The sequence below is a fragment of the Actinopolyspora mzabensis genome, from assembly GCF_900101095.1.
Classification (GTDB): Bacteria; Actinomycetota; Actinomycetes; order Mycobacteriales; family Pseudonocardiaceae; genus Actinopolyspora; species Actinopolyspora mzabensis.
Window position 1 is genome coordinate 26,864 of the sequence record NZ_FNFM01000002.1, and the last position, 20,852, is coordinate 47,715.

General features: G+C 68.5%; 16 protein-coding genes. 3 read left to right on the plus strand and 13 right to left on the minus strand.

Annotation, left to right across the window (positions count from 1 at the left end):
* Positions 1 to 81: 81 nt before the first annotated feature.
* Positions 82 to 1,623, minus strand: coding sequence for an NAD(P)H-hydrate dehydratase (locus BLR41_RS02660; protein ID WP_092626146.1), 1,542 nt, complete (start codon positions 1,621 to 1,623; stop codon positions 82 to 84).
* 78 nt (positions 1,624 to 1,701) lie between these two features.
* Positions 1,702 to 3,564, minus strand: coding sequence for a glutamine--fructose-6-phosphate transaminase (isomerizing) (glmS, locus tag BLR41_RS02665; protein WP_092626789.1), 1,863 nt, complete (start codon positions 3,562 to 3,564; stop codon positions 1,702 to 1,704).
* 123 nt (positions 3,565 to 3,687) lie between these two features.
* Here glmS and BLR41_RS02670 point away from each other — a divergent pair, with 123 nt between their 5' ends.
* The 3 genes from BLR41_RS02670 (at position 3,688) to BLR41_RS02680 (ending at position 6,024) form a co-directional block, all read left to right on the plus strand.
* Positions 3,688 to 4,506: a dienelactone hydrolase family protein gene (locus BLR41_RS02670; protein ID WP_092626148.1), complete on the plus strand. Its 819-nt coding sequence runs from the start codon at positions 3,688 to 3,690 to the stop codon at positions 4,504 to 4,506.
* 54 nt (positions 4,507 to 4,560) lie between these two features.
* The gene (locus tag BLR41_RS02675) at positions 4,561 to 5,370 is read left to right on the plus strand and encodes a hypothetical protein (RefSeq protein WP_143012978.1); all 810 of its coding nucleotides are present in this window, start codon (positions 4,561 to 4,563) and stop codon (positions 5,368 to 5,370) included.
* Positions 5,371 to 5,694: 324 nt separating this feature from the next.
* The gene (locus BLR41_RS02680; protein ID WP_092626152.1) at positions 5,695 to 6,024 is read left to right on the plus strand and encodes a hypothetical protein; all 330 of its coding nucleotides are present in this window, start codon (positions 5,695 to 5,697) and stop codon (positions 6,022 to 6,024) included.
* A 14-nt stretch (positions 6,025 to 6,038) separates the two neighbouring features.
* Here BLR41_RS02680 and BLR41_RS02685 read toward each other — a convergent pair whose 3' ends face one another.
* The 11 genes from BLR41_RS02685 to eccCa form a co-directional block, all read right to left on the minus strand.
* The gene (locus tag BLR41_RS02685; protein WP_092626154.1) at positions 6,039 to 6,632 is read right to left on the minus strand and encodes a hypothetical protein; all 594 of its coding nucleotides are present in this window, start codon (positions 6,630 to 6,632) and stop codon (positions 6,039 to 6,041) included.
* Between the two features lie 91 nt (positions 6,633 to 6,723).
* Complete coding sequence (locus tag BLR41_RS02690) at positions 6,724 to 9,210, minus strand: WXG100 family type VII secretion target (RefSeq protein WP_143012979.1); 2,487 nt, start codon at positions 9,208 to 9,210, stop codon at positions 6,724 to 6,726.
* A gap of 27 nt (positions 9,211 to 9,237) precedes the next feature.
* A complete protein-coding gene (locus BLR41_RS02695) occupies positions 9,238 to 9,567 on the minus strand; it encodes a hypothetical protein (RefSeq protein WP_092626158.1) in 330 nt (109 codons plus the stop codon).
* Between the two features lie 715 nt (positions 9,568 to 10,282).
* On the minus strand, positions 10,283 to 10,429 hold the full coding sequence (locus BLR41_RS22695) for a hypothetical protein (protein WP_176797787.1): 147 nt from the start codon (positions 10,427 to 10,429) through the stop codon (positions 10,283 to 10,285).
* 72 nt (positions 10,430 to 10,501) lie between these two features.
* Entirely contained in the window at positions 10,502 to 11,836 is a 1,335-nt protein-coding gene (glmM, locus tag BLR41_RS02700; RefSeq protein WP_092626160.1) for a phosphoglucosamine mutase, read from the minus strand.
* A 354-nt stretch (positions 11,837 to 12,190) separates the two neighbouring features.
* On the minus strand, positions 12,191 to 12,718 hold the full coding sequence (gene rpsI / locus BLR41_RS02705; RefSeq protein WP_092626162.1) for a 30S ribosomal protein S9: 528 nt from the start codon (positions 12,716 to 12,718) through the stop codon (positions 12,191 to 12,193).
* Positions 12,715 to 13,161 (minus strand): 50S ribosomal protein L13, encoded by a 447-nt coding sequence (gene rplM / locus BLR41_RS02710; protein ID WP_092626165.1) that lies wholly within the window; start codon positions 13,159 to 13,161, stop codon positions 12,715 to 12,717. Before rplM ends, rpsI begins: the two co-directional genes overlap by 4 nt.
* 422 nt (positions 13,162 to 13,583) lie before the next feature.
* The gene (locus tag BLR41_RS02715) at positions 13,584 to 13,874 is read right to left on the minus strand and encodes a WXG100 family type VII secretion target (RefSeq protein ID WP_092626167.1); all 291 of its coding nucleotides are present in this window, start codon (positions 13,872 to 13,874) and stop codon (positions 13,584 to 13,586) included.
* Positions 13,875 to 13,927: 53 nt separating this feature from the next.
* Complete coding sequence (locus BLR41_RS02720; protein WP_092626790.1) at positions 13,928 to 14,242, minus strand: WXG100 family type VII secretion target; 315 nt, start codon at positions 14,240 to 14,242, stop codon at positions 13,928 to 13,930.
* Positions 14,243 to 14,421: 179 nt separating this feature from the next.
* A complete protein-coding gene (locus tag BLR41_RS02725; RefSeq protein WP_342745318.1) occupies positions 14,422 to 16,344 on the minus strand; it encodes a type VII secretion-associated protein in 1,923 nt (640 codons plus the stop codon).
* Between the two features lie 178 nt (positions 16,345 to 16,522).
* Positions 16,523 to 20,575 carry a type VII secretion protein EccCa gene (gene eccCa, locus BLR41_RS02730; RefSeq protein WP_092626170.1) on the minus strand — a complete coding sequence of 1,351 codons (4,053 nt, stop codon included), beginning with the start codon at positions 20,573 to 20,575 and terminating at the stop codon, positions 16,523 to 16,525.
* Positions 20,576 to 20,852 lie beyond the last annotated feature (277 nt).

A 20,852-nucleotide genomic window follows, 5' to 3' on the forward strand; every position in this document is an offset into this window, starting at 1 on the left:
GGGCACCGCGATGCGGCAGCGGAACAGGGCATGCCGCGGCACCAGCGACCTCCCTGGAGAACACTCGCTACCGGATTCGGTTCAGGGGGTCGTGGCTGCCACGGCGCGGACCTCCCGGACGGCCGCGGGGAGCGCGTCCAGCAGGGCGGAAGCGCCGATCGGTGCCCCCACCGATTCGAGGTCGCCGGCGGTCTCGGGGGGATCGACCGGGGCGCGACCACCCGTGGCGGCGATCTCGGCGGCCCGCGCGTGCACGTGCGCGGCGCTGCCGCAGGCCCACAGCGGGTCCATCCCGGTGGCGAGCAGCTTGCCGATCATGCCGGTGAGCACGTCACCGGAACCGGCCGTGGCGGGCCAGGCGTGTTCGCAGGGGTGCACCAGGACACGCCCGTCCGGATCGGCGATCACGGTGGTGTTGCCCTTCAACAGCACCACGGCCGAACAGCGCCGGGCCACCTCGCGCACCGCCGCCACTCGATCCGCCGGGCGCTGCCCGGCCAGTCGGGCGAACTCGCCCTCGTGCGGGGTGAGCACCAGCGGGACGTCCGGATCCCGCGCGTCCCACAGCGTCTCGTCGTCGGCGAACAGCGTGATCGCGTCCGCGTCGGCCACCACCGGCTTGCCGTCGTCGAGCGCCGCCGCGAGCACCTCGCGCCCGGCGGATCCGGTGCCGATCCCAGGCCCCACCGACCACGCCCGCACCCGGCCCGCGTCGCCGACCGAGCCGACCGCGACCACCTCGGGCCAACGCTGCCGCACCGCATCGGCGGCGGGTCCCGCGTAACGCACCATCCCCGAGGCGGTGTGCACCGCTCCGCCCGCCGCGAGCATCGCCGCGCCCGGGAAGTTCGCCGATCCCGCCGCGACCCCGAGCACCCCCTGGCTGTACTTGTCGTCCGCCGGATGCGGAACCGGCCAGGCCCGCCCCACATCGCCCGCTTCCGGAACCGAGCAGTCCGGCTCGTCCAGGTGCGGGTCGAGCCCGATGTCGACCACCACCACCCCACCGGAGCGCACCAGCCCCGCACCGAGCACGTGGCACGGTTTGCGTCCGCCGAACGTGACGGTCAGCGTCGCCGAGACGGCCGGGCCGTCCACGGCCCCGGTGACCGGATCCACCCCGCTGGGAAGGTCGACCGAGACCACCGGGGCGCTCACCCGCTCCACGGCCGCAGCGGCGAGCGGACGCAGCGGGCCGTGCGCGGCGAGGCCGACTATCCCGTCGACCACCACATCGGCGCGGCGCAGCTCCTCGGCGGCCACCTCGGCCAACCCGGAGTCCACGGCGGCATCCGCCGCCTCTACGACGCGGCCTCCGGCGGCACGCAGCGCGCGCAGCCCCTCGGGATGGGTCTTGTCGGGGGCGAGCAGCACCGCCGTAACCCCCACCCCCCGGTCGCGCAGCAGGGCACCCGCCCAGAGCGCGTCACCGCCGTTGTTGCCCGCCCCGACGAGCAGCGCGACGCGTCGGCCCGCCACGCGGCCGAGGCGTTCGGTGAGCAACCGGCGTACCCACAGCGCCATCCCGTTGGCCGCGCGCCGCATGACCGCGGGTTCCGGCACCGTTCGGAACAACCGCTGTTCCGCCGCGCGCACCTGGTCGGGCTTCCACACACCGTGCAAGTCGGAGCCTCCTGGCGGTTCGACCGTCGACGTTTCCGTCCCCGCCGGGGTGCCGACTCGGCGGAAGGACGATTCGGATCACTCCACGGTGACCGATTTGGCGAGATTACGCGGCTTGTCCACGTCGTAGCCGCGGTGGCGGGCGATCTCGGCGGCGAGCACCTGCAACGGGACGGTGGAGACCAGCGGCTGCAGCAGCGTCGGCACGGCGGGAATCTCGATCAGCTCGTCGGCGAACGGCCGGACCGCCTCGTCGCCCTCCTCGGCGATGACGATGGTGCGCGCACCCCGCGCCTGGATCTCGCGGATGTTGGACAGCAGTTTGGCGTGCAGCTGGGAGTGCCCCTTGAGCGAGGGCATCTGCACCACGACCGGCAGACCGTCCTCGATCAGCGCGATCGGTCCGTGCTTGAGCTCGCCCGCGGCGAAGCCCTCGGCGTGCATGTAGGCGAGCTCCTTGAGCTTGAGCGCGCCTTCCAGCGCCACCGGGTATCCGACGTGCCTGCCCAGGAACAGCACCGCCTTGGCATCGCACATCCGAGTGGCCAGCTCCCGAACCTGGGGGACGGTCTCGAGCACGGAGCGCACCGCATCGGGCATCGCGGCCAGTTCGGCGAACTCGTGCTCCAGCTCGTCGGTGTACTTGGTGCCGCGTGCCTGCGCCAGGGCCAGACCCACCAGGTAGTTCGCCGCGATCTGGGCGAGGAAGGTCTTGGTGGCGGCCACGCCGATCTCCGGACCCGCGTGGGTGTAGAGCACCGCGTCGGACTCGCGCGGGATCTGCGAACCGTTGGTGTTGCTGATCGCCAGCACCCTGGCGTGCTGGGTGCGGGCGTGCCGCACCGCCTCCAGCGTGTCGGCGGTCTCGCCGGACTGCGAGATCGCCACCACCAGCGTGTCCCTGCCCAGCACCGGATCGCGGTAGCGGAACTCACTGGCGAGTTCCACCTCGACCGGGATGCGGCACCAGTGCTCGATGGCGTACTTGGCGAGCAGCCCGGAGTGGTACGCGGTACCGCAGGCGACCACGAAGACCTTGTTGATGTCCCGGAGGTCCTGCTCGCTGATCCGCTGTTCGTCCAGCACCACACCGCCGTCGGCGAAGTGCCCGCGCAGCGTGTTGCTCAGCGCCTCGGGCTGCTCCTCGATCTCCTTGAGCATGAAGTAGTCGTGCCCGCCCTTCTCGGCGGCGGACAGGTCCCAGTCGACGCTGAACGGCCTGGTCTCGACCTCGGTTCCCGCGAAATCGGTGACCAGGTAGCCATCGCGGGTGATGGTGACCAGCTGGTCCTGCCCCAGCTCGACGGCGTTCCTGGTGTGCTCGATGAAGGCCGCCACGTCCGAGGCGACGAAGGTCTCGCCCTCGCCCACGCCCACGACCAGCGGGGAGGAGCGTCGGGCGGCGACGATCTTGTCGTGCTGGTCGGCGTGCGTGACGACCAGCGTGAACGCGCCGGACAGCCGGGCGGCCACGATCCCGAGCGCCGCGGTGAGATCACCGGCGGCCGGACCGGCGGCGTACGCCCTGCCCACCAGGTGTGCGACCACCTCGCTGTCGGTGTCGCTGCTCAGTTCGATGCCGTCGTTCTCGAGCTCGGCGCGGAGCTCCGCGAAGTTCTCGATGATCCCGTTGTGGACCACCGCCACCTTGCCGGTGGAGTCGCGGTGGGGATGGGCGTTGCGGTCGGTGGGGGCGCCGTGAGTGGCCCACCGGGTGTGTCCCATACCCCCCGTACCGACGAAGTGCTCGCGCCCGTCCTCGGCGACCCGCTGTTCGAGGTTCGACAGCGCACCGGCCGAACGCTGGACGGCCAGCGAGCCGTCACCGTCCAGCAGGGCGATGCCCGCCGAGTCGTAACCCCGGTACTCCAATCGCCCCAGGCCCTGGAGCACCACGTCGAGGGCCGAGCGATGTCCTAGATAACCCACAATGCCGCACACTCGACCCAGCATAGCCAGCGGAGATGGTCTGAACCTGATACCTGTCCCCCAACCGGGTGTCACCCGACCGTCCGGCTGGTCACTGCCACGGGTGAGGGGAAGCATCCGCTACCGTGACGAGCCATGGCCCACAACGCCAAGAAGGCGCTCCAGGAGCTCACGCGACGGGGACCCCACGACGTGCTGCACGGTGACCTCGCGCTCGTCGGCCTACCCGGCATCGTCTGCGCACCGCGCGGCGGGCGAGGGCTGGCCGCCATCGCGTTCGGGCACGGCTGGCTGCAGCCCGCGCGGCGTTACACCGGGCTGCTGCACCACCTGGCCTCCTGGGGATTCGTGGTGGCCGCCCCGAGCACCCACACCGGGCCGTTCGCCTCGCACCGGATGTTCGCGTCCGACCTGCGCACCGCGCTGGACATCTGCGTCAACGTGCGACTCGGCGAGGGTGACATCAGCGTCGACGAAGGCCGACTGGCGGTGGCGGGCCACGGCATGGGCGGGGGCTGTGCCGTACTGGCCGCCGCCGAGGACAGCCGAATCCGCGCGGTCGCGGGGCTGGGCACCTCCGAGACCATGCCCTCGGCGATCGCGGCCGCCGGACGGGTGAGCATGCCGGGGCTGCAGCTGGCGGGAGAACGCGACCTGCTGGCCGCCGCGCGCTCCAACGCGGAACCGATCACCCGCGCCTGGGGTGGTCCGGCACAGCTGCGAACCGTGCGCAAGGCGAGCCACCTCGCGTTCACCGAGGGCAGGCACTGGAGCGAGCTGCTGCTGCAGGGCAAGTCGCACTACGGTTCGCAACGTCTCTCGCGCGCGCTGCTCACTGCCTTCTTCCTCCGCACGCTGACCGGCGACAAGCGGGGCCAAGAGCTGTTGACCAACGACGTCTCCGGAACCGAGATCGACGGCGAGCACAGCAAGGGGGCACTGGCCGCCGCGTGACGGAAAACTCCGGACGGAACACGGCAGCGGCTTGATCCACCAGAATGGCGGATGATGAGCACGCCACAGCCGCCGCACGGCGTACCGCAGCAGCCCCAACCGGGCGGCGCGCCCTACCCGCAACAACCCCCGGTGCAGCAACAACCTCCCGTACAGCAATCCCCGGTGCAGCAGCAGGGACGGATTCCGCAGTACCAGGGCTACCAGCACCCCGGAGCGCAGCCAGGGGGACAGCAGAACTGGGGACAGCAGTCTGCCGGAGCGGGTCAAGGCGGTGCTTACGGCTACCCGGCGCCCAACGCGGGATACGGATGGCAGTACGGCGCCGCCCACCAGCAGCCACCAGTCCAGCGACAGGCAGCGGGCCCGGTCGACGACACCGGCAGGCCGCTGGCGATCATCATCGCCGTCTGGGCGATCATCGCGGGGCTGCGGACGCTGATCATCTATCCCATCGAGATGGTTCAGTTCTGGATGGAGTACGGCACCTACTCCACCGTGCCACTGACCATCGCCTCGGAATCGTGGAACTTCCTGTCCCTGCTCGACGCGGCGGCGCTCGTCGTAGTGGGAATACTACTGTTCGCCAGGCGACCCAAGGCGCGTTTCTTCGCCACAGCGGTAATAGCACTGACTTTGACGCTGTACGTCATGGATGTAATCTTCTATTTCATCTGGACGCCGGATCGCATAGAGCACCTTTATGAGTACTTCTACAGCTGGATCCGGCTTTCCGGTAACGCTTTCTACCTGATTCCCGCCGTTCTCGCGCTACTCCCGGGAATATCCCGCACGCTGCGCAGGAAACCGAAGCAGCAACAATCACCGCGGCAACCGGTGTACGGCCAACAGCCGGGATACTGAAGCAATACCGAAGATCGTGCGGCGGTTTCGACAGTCGGGGAAATCTCAGAGGGCAGCATCATGAACACACCACAGCCGTTTCACGGACAGCAGCCGCAGCCAGGAGCGATACCACCGCAACAACCGCCCTATCCGGGAGCTCACCCCGGACAGGCACAACAACCAGTACCCACTCCGGCCACTCCCCGGCAGAGCGGGAGATCTCCGGCTCCCACGATCCTGGGAACAGCCACAATTGTCATCGCCGGTATCGTCCTTACGATTTCTGTTACACAGCTGGTACACTGGATAGTACCGTGGGGCGCAGTCAAAACGGTCACAGCCATGTGGGTCCTGGACGGAGTCGTACTGCTCGCACTGGGAATAATGCTGCTGACGCGCACGCGCCTCGTGAAGGGAATCGCCGTGGGCGGTATGGCAGTATCCGCTATCGCAGTCTGCTTGCGAGTGTTCGAATTCGGACTCGGTGCGTACGACTGGCGGACACCATTGGATGTCGGTTACGACATGGAAACCACGGACGGAATAATGTTCTACTGCTCGATTCTGGTGACGATGCTGGTTTTCCTGCCCTCCGTGCTGCACTCGTTGCGCCGGAAACCGGTCCCACAGCCGCCGCAGCAGTACTACTACGGCATGCCCCCAGGTCACTGACACCGACGGGACCACTAGCGCAGCCAGCTGCGCTGCGAGAAGTCCTCCTCGTCGTCATCCCAGTCGTCGGCGGCCCGGCGACGAGGCCGCGGCGTCGGATCGGGACGCTGCTCCGGAGGCCGCTCCGGTGCCGGACCCGGCTGCTGCTCGACCGGGGGCTCCTCGGGCGGAGGTTCCTCGGGCGTGGACCTGCCGAACCGCCCGGCCGCGACGTTCCAGCTCACGTCCGGCCGCGCGGGCTGCGGCTGCGGGGCCGGCGATTGCGCTCCGCCCACGCCCGAACCCACGGTCTGACCATCGGCCGGACCAGCGGGGAAACCGCTGGAACTCACCTGATGGGCGAAGGGGTCCTCGTCCTCCCGCTCGCCGATGCTGATCTGCTCCCTGCGGGCACGTTCCCGCAGCACCGCCCGCTCGGCCTCCAGCCGCTGTTCCTCCTCGCGTCGGGCCTGCTCCTCCTGCTCCCGAAAGACGCGTTCCCGTTCATCCACCTCGGACTGCACGGCCGCGGTCTCCCGCTCGTACGCACTGTCCAACTCGTCCTTGCTGCGCCGGGACTGCTCCACCACAGCCTCGATCTCCGCGACCGACACCTCGGACTCGTACATTCCCCTCTTCCAAGCTTTTCCATCATCCAGGGAATCCGACGATCGGCGACCGATCATCTCTCGTTCGGCCACTCACCGGTCGTTCGTCCGGTCATTTCTCGTTCGGTTCCCCCAGCACGGCCTGATACTGCCAGAAAGTGTCCGCGTCGAGGCCGTCGTCGAACAGATCGCCCTCGGTGCGCCAGGGGCTGTCGTTGCTGCGCTCCTCGTCGCCGCCACCCTGCTGGCCCGCACCGCCCATACCGCCCATGGGCATCATTCCACCCCGGGCACCGCCCTGCTCGCTCTGAGCGGAAGCGCCGCTCGACTCGCCCATGGAGGCCAGCCCGGTGGCTCCCTGCGAATCCGTCGCGTCCGATTTCCCGCCCATTGTCGACAGCCCCGCCTCACCGGCTACGTGGCCGAGTTGGCGCTCGGAACGATCGCTGCCCCAGATGCTTCCGCCGGTCTCCTCCGGAGAGCTGAACAGGTCCCCGGAGAACGCGGTGAAGGTGGAACGGGGCGAGAACTGCTCGGAATCGCCGAGCATCCCAGCACCCGCCCACTGCGAAGTGGTTCGCGCCGCGGCCTCGTACGGGTCGTCGGGCTGCCGCGCCCCTTCGGAACCCAGCCCCTCCGCTGCGGGGGCACCGGCGAAGTTCGCAGCGCTCGTACGCGGCGTTCCGTCCGGCTCGGCGGTGTTCTCCCACCGGGGCGCTTCCCGCCGGGTGTCCTCCCCCGGCACCCCGTCCTGTTGGGGTGCCTGCTGCTGGCCAGTTGGCGGCTGAAACGTTTCCCGCGCGGTTGCGTCCTGTTCCGCGGCACGCTCGGCTCCGCTCACCGCATCGGCCGGTGCCGCGGCTCGGTCCTGGCCGAAGTCGACGGTCTGGGTTCTCGGTTGACCGTCCCCGTCGTCAATCGTGACGCGCAGCCCGCCTTCGGCATCGCGTGCCACGTTGATGGTGCGATCACCGTCGCGGATGACAGCGGTACCGTCCTCGTTCGGCCGGACGACCATCGGCTCGTGCGAACCGCCGGTAGCGTTCGTCGACTCGCCCGGAGCCGCGGGGAAACCCTGCTGGCCGGGAGCACGGGGGGATTCCGCTGCCTCCGGTGCGACTGCTTCCGAGCCCGTCGCACCGCCCGAGTCGCCGAACGGGATCTGGTAACTCCGGGGCTGGCCCTGCTCATCCAGCAGCGTCAGCTGGTTACGGCCCTGCGAGTCGGCCTCGCGAACGGCGATTCGCTCGGAACCCTCCCCGATGGTCACCTGATCCAGCTTTCGCTCGGCCCCGGCACCGCCGGTTCCGTTCGGACCCGCCGAAGCGGCCCCACTGCCCTGCTCGGCCAGCTGGGAACGAATCTCCTCCGGCGAGGGGGTCTCCGGCCGCTCGGGCATCCCGGCTCGCTGCTCGCCGGGCGCGCCCGCACCGCCCGCTGTGCCGACTGATCCGCCACCACCACCGGGAGCACCTCCGGTACCGCCGCCGGTGCTCTGCGCGCGAGCGGTGACTCCGGCGTTCGAGGGACCTCGCTGTTCACCCTGCTGTCCGTTGCCCTGCTGCCCGCTGCCCTGCTGCGATCCTTGCTCGCCGAGCTTGTCGAAGGTGCCGTCGTCCAGCTTGCTCAGCTGGTCCCGCAGCGCGGAGAACGCCTTCTCGGTGTGCTTGTAGGCGTCGTGGATCTCCCTGCGCAACGCCTTGACGTCGTGGGCGTACCAGCCGCAGAAGTCGTCGAGCCACTTGATGCGTTTGTTGGCGACGGTACCGTCGCCGCCGTCCCTGCATCCCGGCGCACCGGGGAGCCGGAGGTCGTCCCAGGTGATCCGGATATGGTACTCAATGTTCTTTGGTTTCTCGGCGTCCTTGGGATCCACTTCTGTGTTCTTCGGCAGTTGCGCTTCGACGCGCGGCAGCAGTGCCTTGCCGAACTCCTTCATGCCCTGCAGGGCGGACTCGCTGTAGCGGACCCCCTCGCGGACCTTCCTCTCCATGCCGTCGAGGTCCCGGATCATGTCCTCGGACTCGTCGTCCTCGCCGTAGTGCTTGTAGAAACTGCTCTTGTCCTGGAAGTCGGACAGCCCGCCGGGGCCGATGCGGTTCTTGGGGACCTTCGCCGCCTCGCGCAGCGCTCTGCCGGCCGCGTCCAGGTCGTCGCAGTACTTGTTCAGCGGGCCTTTGACCCCCGTGTACCGCTGCCGCGCGGCGTCGGCCGCCGAGCCCTGCCAGGCCTGGTCTATCCCCTTCTCCAGCGAGTCGAGGTGGTTCAGCCAGGCTTCTCGGTTACTGGCGAGTTCGGAGAGCTTGTCCGAAGCGGACTCCAGCATTCCCCAGTCGATGCCGCGTAACTTCGGCAGGTCGTGCGTCTCGGTAGCTCCGGTGCCGTAAACCGCGTACTCGTCGCCGGGATACTTCTTGGCCGCGCCCTCGTGGGCACGCCATCTACGAAAGACCCTGCCCCACACGCCGTCGCGCATGACCTTTTCGAGCTCGTTCAGCTTGTCCAGGTGGAAATCCGAGTTCCCGTGGCCGGAGGGGGAACCGTTGCCGGTTCGGGCGTCGTTCGAAGAACTGTCGTCCGGCGACGGAGGCCTGCTCAAGTTCGACTTGTCAGCACCACTCACGGTTTACGCCCCCTCCCCGGCGTTGGCAACGTTCTCGGCCTGGGCCCGATCCCGCGATTCCATGTCGCTGAAGGCGGACTCGACATTCTCGGCCAGCCCGGTCAGATGGTTCCGCGCCTTGCCCAGCGAACCGGCGAACCCCTGGCAGGCGGTCTCGAAAACGGCGCCGACACCGATGTCCCTGCCGACCTGACCGAAAGTGCCCTCTCCCGACTCGATCGACTCCGCGAGGTTCGTTCCCGTGTTGAAGGCGTCCGCCAGGTTCCGCGTGCTGTCGGCGACCCGCTTCATCGCCTCGCCGTCGTAATCGGCGGAGCCGTTCGACCGGCCCATGACCTCGTCCCCCTAAACCGCTCGTTCCGTCCAGCGCCCGTAACGCGGACCCGGGAAGGTGAGCGTACGGCGCACCGTGGATCATCCCAGATCGTGCGGTGGCGCCGTGCGGGCTCAACGACGTCATTGCACACGCAAAGCCGCCCGCACGGGAACCAGCGGACGAGCAGGAAAGCTCCCGGCCCCTCGGTGCGGAGCCGTAGCGATTGGCCCTGGTGATAATCCCCAGCGATGAGCTCTTGCGGGAGGTTCTTGTGGGGGTTCTTGCGAGGGGCCCAACAACGGGGCGTCGGGAACAGCTCACCGAGCCACGGCGTGCGGCTACGCCCGCCTGCCGCCGCGGTTCGGCACGCCGGAACCGACGGTGTTCGAACCATCGGGGCTCGAACCGCCGGGAGTCGAACCAGCAGGACCGGAACCAACAGGACTGTTGCTCAGGTCGGTGGTGAGACGAGCACCACCACGGCGATCGCCCCGAGGGCTATCACGAGGAGAGGAAGGAACAGCACGTAGAGCAGATCGCCGACGAAATAACGCATGACGGATCACGCCTACCGAGCGGTGGGACAGGGGAGTCGATTCACCGCGCCACGAGTCAGGGCTCAAAGCCACGACTCAGGACTCAAAACGGCGCTCAGGATTCAGCACGGTGAGTCAAAGCTCAAAACGGCGAGTCAGGCCCCGAAACGGTGAGTCAGGGCCCGAAAACGATGAGTCAGGGCCTGGCACGGCGTGGCCAGTGCTCCACCAGCCAGTTACTGCCGTCGTGCGCCAAGGTGGCTGCCTTGGCACCCGCGACGGCGAGAGCGGACAACACGACAAGACCTGCGACCAGGCTGATCGCGAAAAGCGCGACCAACATAGTGACAACGATGGCACCCATGTGACGAGGCTCTCACAACTGAGCGCCGAACGCGAGACTTTGATCACATATTCATCTGATCGAGCCAACGACCTCGGCCAGTCGCTCCGCGGTTCGCTTGGCGCACTCGGCCGTGGGGGCCTCCACCATCACCCGTACGAGCTGCTCGGTTCCGGAGGGACGCAGCAGTACCCTGCCGTGCTCACCCAGCTCCGACTCGGCGTCGGCGACCGCCTCGGAGACCGCCGGAGCGTTGACCGCGGTGGTCTTGTCCGACACGGAAACGTTCACCAGGCTCTGCGGCAGCCTGGTCATCGTGCCCGCGAGCTCGGCCAACGGGGCTCCGGCGGCCGCCATCCGCGACATCAACCGCAGCGCGGTCAGCAGCCCGTCCCCGGTGGTGGCATGGTCCGGCAGCACGATGTGGCCGGACTGCTCCCCGCCGAGGGCGAACCCACCGTCCCGGAGTTCCTCCAGCACGTAGCGGTCCCCGACGGCGGTGGTACGGAGTGACACACCGTGCTCGCGCATCGCCAGATGCAGCCCGAGATTGCTCATGACCGTGGTCACGACGGTATGCCCCGTCAACTCCCCGGAGTCCCGCATCGCCACGGCGAGTATCGCCAGCAGCTGGTCCCCGTCCACCAGCTCACCGGCGGCGTCGACCGCCACGCAGCGGTCCGCGTCCCCGTCGTGGGCGATCCCCAGATCGGCGCCGTGCTCGACCACGGCGGCGCGCAGCCGGTCCGGCCGGGTCGAGCCGACGTCGGCGTTGATGTTGAGCCCGTCCGGCTCGGCGTGCAGCGCCACGACCTCCGCACCGGCACGTCGGTACGCCTCGGGCGCGGCCCGGAAGGCCGCACCGTGGGCACAGTCGACCACCACCCGCAGGCCGTGCAGCGAACCGGGAGTCGAGGCGAGCAGGTAGTCCACATAGCGGTCCAGCGCGTCGGGCATGTCCCGCACGCGACCGACGTGTTCCCCCACCGGACGGACCGGGTTCTCCGCCATCCGCTCCGCGATCTCGTCCTCGAGGGCATCGGCGAGCTTGTGCCCGCCCGCCGCGAACAGCTTGATCCCGTTGTCCGGCATCGGGTTGTGCGAGGCCGAGATCATCACGCCCAGGTCGGCCCCGGTGTCGGCCACCAGCCGCGCCACCGCGGGCGTCGGCAGGACACCGACGCGCACCACGTCGGCCCCGGCGGAAGTCAGCCCCGCCGTCACCGCGGCCTCGAGCATCTCACCGCTGGCCCGGGGGTCCCGCCCCACCAGTGCGATCCGCCGACGTGAGTCGTCCCGGTCGTAGAGCACCCGGGCAGCGGTGCCCGCCAGGGACATCGCCAGCTCCGGACCGAGATCGGAATTGGCCAGACCGCGCACCCCGTCGGTGCCGAACAGACGGGACAACCGCTTCCTCCTGATGCTCACGGCACACGTGGGCCTGTTTGCGACTCTTGGTGGGATGGTCGACCGAACCGGTGCGGCGTCTGCCGAAACCACGGGACGCGTGACCCGACCAACCGAGTCACCCGAGGGTGGCTCGCTACGAGGTCCGACTCGGCTCGTCCGGAACCTCTCGGCCCGGCGCGACCGCGTACTCGAACAACCGAACTCCGCCGACCAAACACCACGGGAGCAGCCCCGACGCCCGACGGACGACCGAGACTGCTCCCACAGAATGTCGACACCGCCCCGCTCCTGCCACCGCGAGGGGCGGGCGGGGCGAACCGGGTTCGCCGGATCGGGCGAACCCGGGAAAAGTCACCGCTTGCTGTACTGCGGGGACTTCCTGGCCTTCTTGAGGCCGTACTTCTTGCGTTCCTTGGCCCGCGGGTCACGCGTGAGCATGCCTGCCTTCTTCAGGGTGGGCCGGTCCTCCGGCTGGTAGGCCACCAGGGCACGGGCGAGCGCCATGCGCAGCGCACCGGCCTGACCGGAAGGGCCACCGCCACTGAGGTTCACGAAAACGTCGAAGCCCTCGGTGCGCTCCACCAGCTCCATCGGCTCGCGGGCGATGTTCTGGTGCACCCGGTTGGGCATGTACTCGTCCATCGGCTTGCCGTTGAGGATGAAACGGCCGGTGCCGGGAACCAACCGAACCCGAACGATCGCCTTCTTGCGACGCCCGACGGTCTGGATCGGCCTGCTGGACGGAAACGGCGCCACGCCCTGAGCGAAAGCCTCAGGGGCCGGCTCGTCGGCCGGGACCTCTGAATCGAGGACCTCGGGAGCCGGGGCTTCGTCGGTCTCTGGAGTGCTCACGTGCTCTTCCTCGTATCCCTCGGTCACTTCTTGGCCTTCGTTTCGATCTCGAAGGGCTGCGGCTGCTGCGAGTGGTGCGGGTGGTCCGGCCCGGCATAGACCCTGAGCTTCTTGGCCATCGCGCGACCGAGCTTCCCCTTGGGCAGCATGCCCTTGATCGTCTGCTCCAGCAGACGCTCGGGCTTGTTGTCGAGCATCTCGCCGAAGGAGTTCTTCTTCAGGCCGCCGGGATAACCGCTGTGCCGGTAGACGAAGGCCTGGTCGCGCTTCTTACCGGTGAGGACGACCTTCTCGGCATTGACGATGACGACGAAGTCGCCGGTGTCCATGTGCGGAGCATAGGTCGGCTTGTGCTTGCCACGCAGCAGCGTGGCGGCCTGGGTGGCCAGCCGGCCGAGCACTACGTCCTCGGCGTCGATCACATGCCAGGCGTGGGTCACCTCGCCGGCCTTCGGGCTGTACGTGCGCACGGGTCTACCTCGTCGTCGTTCGCGTTGGAGTCTCGGTGCGGCAGTCGTGTCCCGTCGCCCATCACGTCGGGGCGTATCGCGATCCGATTCACCCCGTGGGAACCGGTACGTCCCACGAGCGATCGAGACCGTCACCTCGTGCGAGCCGCCCCCGGGGCTTTCCACCTCGGCCGGTCACCGAGTCATCTCGCGGTCGTACACACCCACCGCACAACAACGGATGAGAGTACTCGGTGGCTGACAAGCGGGTCGAAACGGGTCCCCGAACACCCACCGCGCCCCACGCGGGAGTCACGGCGGCGACAAGAACCAACTTCGGCCTGTTTCAGCACCAACGCCATGGTATCGGACGGGCGGCACGACGAATACGTGCCCCCTGGACCCGTTGCGATCCAGGGGGCACGTGGCCGGGACGGCGTGGTTCAGCCGCCGAACTTGGCGGCGTTGGCACGCTCACCGGCCTGGTAGGACTCGTTGGCCGCGTTGATGGCCATGCCCATCTTGGCCGTGATCTCACGCATGTTCTGCGCGGCGTTGTCCCAGTCTTTCTGCGCGGCGTAGTACTGCTCCTGCGCGGCGCCCTCCCAGGTGCTGATCAGCGGCTTGAGCATCTGCTCCAGCTCGTCGAGCTCCGCCTGGATCTTGGTCGCGGCCTGGTTCAGGCTCTCGGCACCGGCGCTGAGCTGGCCGAAGTCAACCTTGATCGAACTCATGAGACTTGTTCCCCTCTGTGAAGATTATCGGACTCGAAACCCCGGCAGCCGGCTCAGCCGTTGAGCATGCCCTCGATCTTGGAGACCTCGGCGGCCTGCTCCTCGTCGCGCTGCGCGTAGTCCTGACCCGAGGACTTGATGTTCTCGCTGATCTCCTGCAGCCGCGTGGTGATGACGTCGGCGTTCTGCCGGAACTGGTCCATCAGCTTCTGGAAGGTGCGGCTCGCGGTGCCCTCCCAGGAGGCGATGACCGGGTCGATCTCGCCCTGCAGCTTGGAGATCGCCTGATCGACGTTGTTGCGGACCTCCTCGACCTGAGCAGCGGAGCGCTGCATCAGCTCTACATCGGTCCCGAATCCCTGACCCATTTGGGAATCCCCCTTCAATCCGTCGCTGAAAGATCGATCGAACTTCCGACGCAGACATTGCCAGAACGGTTCCATCGGTGTCGTGGTTTTTCGCGGATCACGTTGCTCATGTAAACGCGCCGTCGAAACCGCTTCCGCCCCAACCCGTTCCGGAGACATCGCGGGACGCCGGAACGAGGTCAACGCACCGAGATGCTGCGCACCACCCGCTCGCAGCCCGCCGTCACACGCCGTTTCCCCTCGGGATCGTACTGGCAGCCGATGCTGATCCTGGTTTTCGAACGATGCAGCACGTACCAGTCCACAACGGACCCGGACAATCCTTCGCGATAGTGAACCACCCGTTCACCCGCGAATCGGGCGTCCGACTCGAAACCGGACAGTTCGCTGTCGGAGCCGTCGAACTTCTCCCGCAACTCGCGCACGGATCGTCGGCGGTTCGCCGAAACGTCGTAGCCCGGTCTGCCCGCCCGAACCGAGATCAGCTCGTCGCCATCGGAGCCGGGTGGCCGGATGCGCGTCTCCCACAGCTCGGGAGCACCGCCGCCCTGCTCCCACCCCGCCGGGTACTCGAACTGGTAGCCGTAACGAGTCACATCGCCACCGCGCACCGAGGGCAGCAACCACACGACCGCCAGCGTGACCAACGTCCCCAGCGCCAGGAGCGCCGCCGCTCCCGCGAAGAACCGTTTTCGCCGGGAGGAGCCCCCACGCCGCGCCGGTTCGGCGTGCCGCGCGGCCGCCTTCCCGCCGGGGCCACTCGGAAAAGCGGGGGCTCCCGGAATACCGGCGCCGCCGTGGTTCGTCGCGCCGGAGACGGTCGCACCGGAAACCGGTGTCGTGCTCCCGGTCGACCACGGCGCAGGCGCGGGGCCGGTGGGGCGTTGCCCGTTTCCACCTCCCGGCTGAGCCCCCGGGGCGGGGGAACCGCCGGAGTACGGTGGGGCCGGTGCGCCACCCCGACCGGAGGGGCCGCTCGTCGGCTGCCCGGAACCGGGAGGCACGCGCAGCGCCCGCGTGGCTTCCCGCGTGGGGTCCTCCCGCACGGCCCGCAGCGCGCCGCGGGCCACCACCGTCTCGGGTTGGTCCAGTGTGGTCGGCACGATCCCGGTTCGCTCGTGGAGCAACCGCGCGACCATCGGCACCCTGCTGGAACCGCCGACGAGGAAGACGGCGGCGAGTTCCCGCTCCGTCACACCACCGTCCGCCAGCACATCGGGGACGAGATCGGCCACGTTGCTCAGCGGCGCCGCGATCAGCGACTCCAGGTCGGACCTGGTGACGTGGGTGTCCGAGAACGGCGGTGGCAGCGGGACGTCGGTGTAGCTGTGTCGGGACAGCGTTTCCTTCGCACCGCGCACGTCCTGCCGAAGCACTCTCCTGCGTCGCCTGTCGGCTATCTCGCGCCCCTCGACGAGCCGGCGCCAGGCCGCCGGCTCGACCGGCTCGACCGTACCGCCGACGTGCTCCAGCAGCGCTTGGTCGATGTCCGCCCCACCGAAATCGGGTTTGCCACGGCTCGCCAGCACCCGGAAGGACTCGTCGGTCCGGCGCACCAGACTCGCGTCGACCGTCCCACCGCCGAGATCGAGCACGGCCAGCGCGGCGCCGTCGGGCAGACCGTGGCCCGCTGCGTGGAACACCGCCGCACCGACCGGCTCCGGCAGCAGCACGACTTCGGTGGCCAGCCCGGCCGCCGCGTGGCGCAGCCTGCCGGTGCGCACCGTCCCCCAGTCGGCGGGGTGGGTCAGCACCAGCAGATCGACGGCCATTCCGCCCGCGTAGCGCCGGGCCTCGTCGACCGCCCGGGTCAGCACCGCGCGGATGGCATCGCCCACGGCGAGCACGGTGCCGCCCAGCAACAGCTCGACCTCGTCGATGCGGCGTTTGGGATGCGGCTCGAAGCGGGCCGGGTCGACGGCGGCCTGCCGCTCCGCCTCCTGGCCGACGAACAGCGTGCCGTCGGCCGAGACGAACAGCGCCGAGGAAAGCAGCGGGTGGCCGTCGATGACCACCACGTGTGGTTCGGCACCGTCGAGCGAGGCGACGGTGCAGGTGCTGGAGGTGCCGAAGTCCACCGCGACGTGCAGGCTCACGCACATCTCCTTTGGTGCCGCCGGTTGTCGAAGACCGGCGCCGGGCGGCCACCGGTTACGATCAGCACTCTATTGAAGTTCTCCGCCGGTTCCCGACGGTGTTCGTGAGCAGCCGAGCCCGCCACCGGACCCGCCGGGGTGACCGCGTACGGGAACGGGCCACCCAGGCGGGTCCGGAAAGGGTTCACTCCGGCTGGATGTAGGCGGTCTGGATCAACTGCGGACCCCCCTTGAGACTCCGGCTGACCAGAGTTCCCCTGCCGGGCGGCAACTGCCGCGACTTGATGTTGCCGATGAGCTGACCGTCGTCCTTGTTGGCGCTCATGGCCAACCCCGGTGCCGAGGACTCGCGCATCTTGCCGATGATCGGCTCGAACAGCGCCCTGCTGGCACCACCGGAGTTGCGCGCCAGCACCACGTGCAGGCCGACGTCGCTGGCCTGCGGGACGAACTCGGCGAGCTGCTGCATCGGGTTGTTGCCCTGCGGGGCCACCAGGTCGTAGTCGTCGGCCACCACGAACAGTTCCGGACCGGACCACCAGGAGCGGTTCTTGAGCTGCTCCTGGGTGACGTCCGGACCCGGCAACCGCTTCTTCAGCGCGTTGCAGACGTCGTTGATGTTGCCCTTGAGCTGGTCGGCGGAGACGGCGTACTCCATCAGGTGCCCCGTGTCCAGGAAACCGAGCATGGTTCGCCGGTAGTCCACCAGCAGGATCAGCGCTTCCTTGGGGCTGTAGCGGTTGGTGATACCGCGCACGATGGTGCGCAGCAGTGCCGTCTTGCCCGCTTCCCGTTCGGCGAAGGCGTAGAAGTGCGGTTCCGCGTCGAAGTCCAGGTAGACCGGCTGCAGCCCGTCCTCGTTGATGCCGATCGGCACCAACCGCTGTTTGGGCTGCTGTTCCGGTGCGGGCAGCTGTTCGTGCGGGAGCACGTCGGGCAGCAACCGCACCTTGGGCGCCGGTTTGCCCTGCCAGGAATTGCGCACCTTGGCGACCAGGTCCGCCACACCTTCGGAAAGATCCTGGTTGTAGGCCTCCCAGCCGGCCCGGTCACCGAGGTTCTCGCTGTCGACCCTGGGGATGGCGGTGAGGAAGTGCAGTTTGCTCGGGTGCAGTCCGCGGCCCGGCCTTCCGGACGGGACGTTGACGGCCACCTTCCGATCCACCTCGGACTCGCTCGGGTCACCCAGCCGGAGTTCGAAGCGGGTACCGATCAGGTCCTTGAGCGCGGGACGGATCTCGGCCCAGCGGTTGGCCGAGACGACCACGTGCACCCCGAAGGTCAACCCCTGCGCGGCCAGGTCGAGCACGTCCTGCTCCAACGTCTCGAAGTCGTTGCGGAACGCGCCCCAACCGTCGATGACCAGGAAAACGTCACCATAGGGGTCCTCGGTTACGCTGCCCGCCGCCTTGCGCTTGCGGAAGTCGGCCATCGAGTCCACACCGAGCTGCTGGAACCGCGCCTCGCGCTCGGCGACCAGCTGCTTGATCTCGGCGATGGTCCTGCGCACCACATCCTGGTCCCGACGACCGCCGAAACCGCCGATGTGCGGCAGGCTCTGCAGCGCGGCCATCGAACCGCCGCCCAGGTCGACGCAGTAGAACTGCACTTCCTGCGGGGTGTGGGTCAGCGCCATCGAGCAGATCAGGGTCCGCATCAGGTTGGACTTGCCCGACTGCGGCCCGCCGACCACGGCACCGTGCCCGTTGGCACCGCCGAGATCGACCACCATGTGGTCCTGGCGCTGCTGGTAGGGCATGTCGATGATGCCGACCGGAATCTGCAGCTTCCCGTTGCCGACGTTGCCGACCGGGGTGTAGCCCCGGTCCTCGCTCGCCGAGAGCGGCGGCAGCACCGAGTCCAGTGTGGGCGGGGCATCCAGCGGGGGGAGCCACACCTGGTGCGCGGGTGGCCCCTGCCCCTGCACCTTGTTGATCACGAGTTGGAAGTCGCTGTCCGGCAGACCGTCGCCGTCGTTGTCGACCATGCCCGACTGCTCCGACTCGGGTTCCGGCTCCGGCTGCGCGGGCTGATCCGGCTCCGCGGGCGGTTCGATGTAGTCCGGCACGAAGAACCGGGGACGCTTCTCGCCCGTGACCGGCGAAGCCGCGACCGTACGGCGCTTGCCCCCGCCCTGGTGCATGTGGCCGGAGACGTAGGCCGCGCGGAACCGCTCCATACCGCCCGGATGCTTCAGGTAACCGTGCCCACCGGTCGCGGGCAGGTCACCGGCGTCGGGAACGCCGATCGCGGCACGCGACTCGGCCTGGTTGAAGGTCTTGAGCCCGATCCGGTAGGAGAGGTGCGAGTCCAGCCCCCGCAGCTTGCCCTCCTCCAGGCGCTGCGATGCGAGCAGCAGGTGCACCTGCAGCGAACGTCCCAACCGCCCGATCATGTTGAACAGCTCGGCGAACTCGGGCTTGGTGGACAGCAGCTCGGAGAACTCGTCGATGACCACGAACAGGGCGGGCATGGGCGGCAGATCCGAACCGGCCTGCCGGGCCTCCTCGTAGTCCCAGACGTTCTTGACCTTCGCCTTGTTGAGTTCCTCCTGGCGCCGGTTGAGCTCGCCCGCCAGCGCGTCCTGCATCCGGTCTACCTGCGTGAGGTCGTCGGCGAGGTTGGTGATGGTCGCCGAGACGTGCGGAGCCGCCTCGAACCCGTTGAACGTGGCACCACCCTTGAAGTCGACCAGCACGAAGTTCAACGCGGTCGAGGAGTGGGTGGCCATCAGGCCGAGCACGATCGTGCGCAGGAACTCGGACTTACCGGAACCGGTGGCGCCGATGCACAGCCCGTGCGGGCCCATGCCACCCGAGGCGGTCTCCTTGATGTCCAGCGAAACGACCTGACCGTCCTCGCCCGGGCCGATGGCGACCTTGTAGCGCTCCGGTATGGGACGGGGCCGCCACGCCTCGTTGAGGTCGAACGAGATCGGGTCACCGCTGAGGCCGAGCTGCTCGATGTAGTTGAGCGGCGTGGTCAGCGGTTCCTGGCCACTGCTCTCGGCCTCGGCCTGGCCGGTACGGGCCGACATCATGCGGTAGGGGGACAGCTGCCGCGCCAGCGCGGTGGCCTCCTCCTTGGTCATGGCGTCCGGCACACCGAACCACTCGACGTTGTTGCCGCTACGAGCACCGACGCGCTCGGGTTCGACGACCATGCGCATCCCGCGCTTGGTGGTCAGCGCACCGAGCACATCGGACAGATCGATCAGCGTGACCCCGGTCATGCCGCCTTCGAGCAGAATCTGCTCCTCACGGCTGATCTCGGCGTCGTCGAGCACGATCACGACGTGCGGACCGTCCGGCGGCGCGTTGTTGCGGTTGAACCGGGGCCTGCCGTCCAGCTGGTCGGCGAGCATCTCCTCGACGGCACGCAACGAACCCGCCATCAGCCGCTGCTGGCCGATTCCGTCCGTGAGCTCGGGGTGCTGGGAGTGCGGCAGCCACTTGACCCAGTCCCACTCGACCCTGGAACGCCCGCCGCTCGCGACGGCGATGACCACGTCGTCCGGGGTGTGGAAAGTCGCCAACTGCGCCAGCAGCGCCCGGGTCAGCGCACGAGTGGTCTCGCGCTCTCCCTGCAGGCCGATGGCCGCGAAACCGCGCAGCGAGGTGGCCACCGGCAGTTCCGACACCAACGAATGAGCACGGACGAACCGACGCAACGCCAGGGTGGTTATCGGCTCCAGCTCATCCACGGGACCGGTCTGCGGCGGCACGAGTCGGGTCTCCAACCGCTGCGAGCCCAGACCCACCCGGATCTGGCAGAAGTCGCTGTCGCCCGCACGACGCTCCCACATCCGACGACTGGTGGCGATCGACCACAGCGTCGACGGTTCGGGGTGAACCCAGGTACGAGCCAGCCGCTGCTCGTCCGCGGCCTGTCGGGCCCGGTCCCGCATCTGTCCGAGATACCGCAGGTAGTCCTTGCGGTCCTCGTTCATCTCGGCCTTGCTCTGCCCACCGCCCTGGTTACCACCGGCCATCATGCCCACAGTGGAAACCAGCATCATCATCGGCATCATCATCATCATCGGGTTGCTTCTGGCCCGCTGAAGCATGAAGACCATCATTCCGAGAGATGCCACGATCATGACGGCCGGAAGGAGTTTCTGCACGATGTTTCCGGGGACCGCTCGCGGAATCTCGGGAGGGGACTCGAGATGAACCTCGCCACCCGGCGGCTTTGGAGCGGCCATGCGTGGCGGTCGCTTGAACTGCAGCGTGCTCACCGGACAGCAGCACCCTTCCATGTTGTCGGCGATCTGTCGTCAACTGCGCAAGCAGCATTCTGTAACCGGCCGGACCGCACCCCGCCGCGGGGGCGGAAACGACGGTGTAGCCACCGGACAGCCCGCTCACGGTGATCGTCACGGAACCGGCGCGGAACAGTTCTGGCAAACCGACCCCGCGCCCCGGTTCGTACGGCCATACTAAGAGGACCACGCGTGCGAGTGGGGTGATTTCGCGGAATTACATCCCGCTTGGTTGGATCGAACCGAGCGCGTA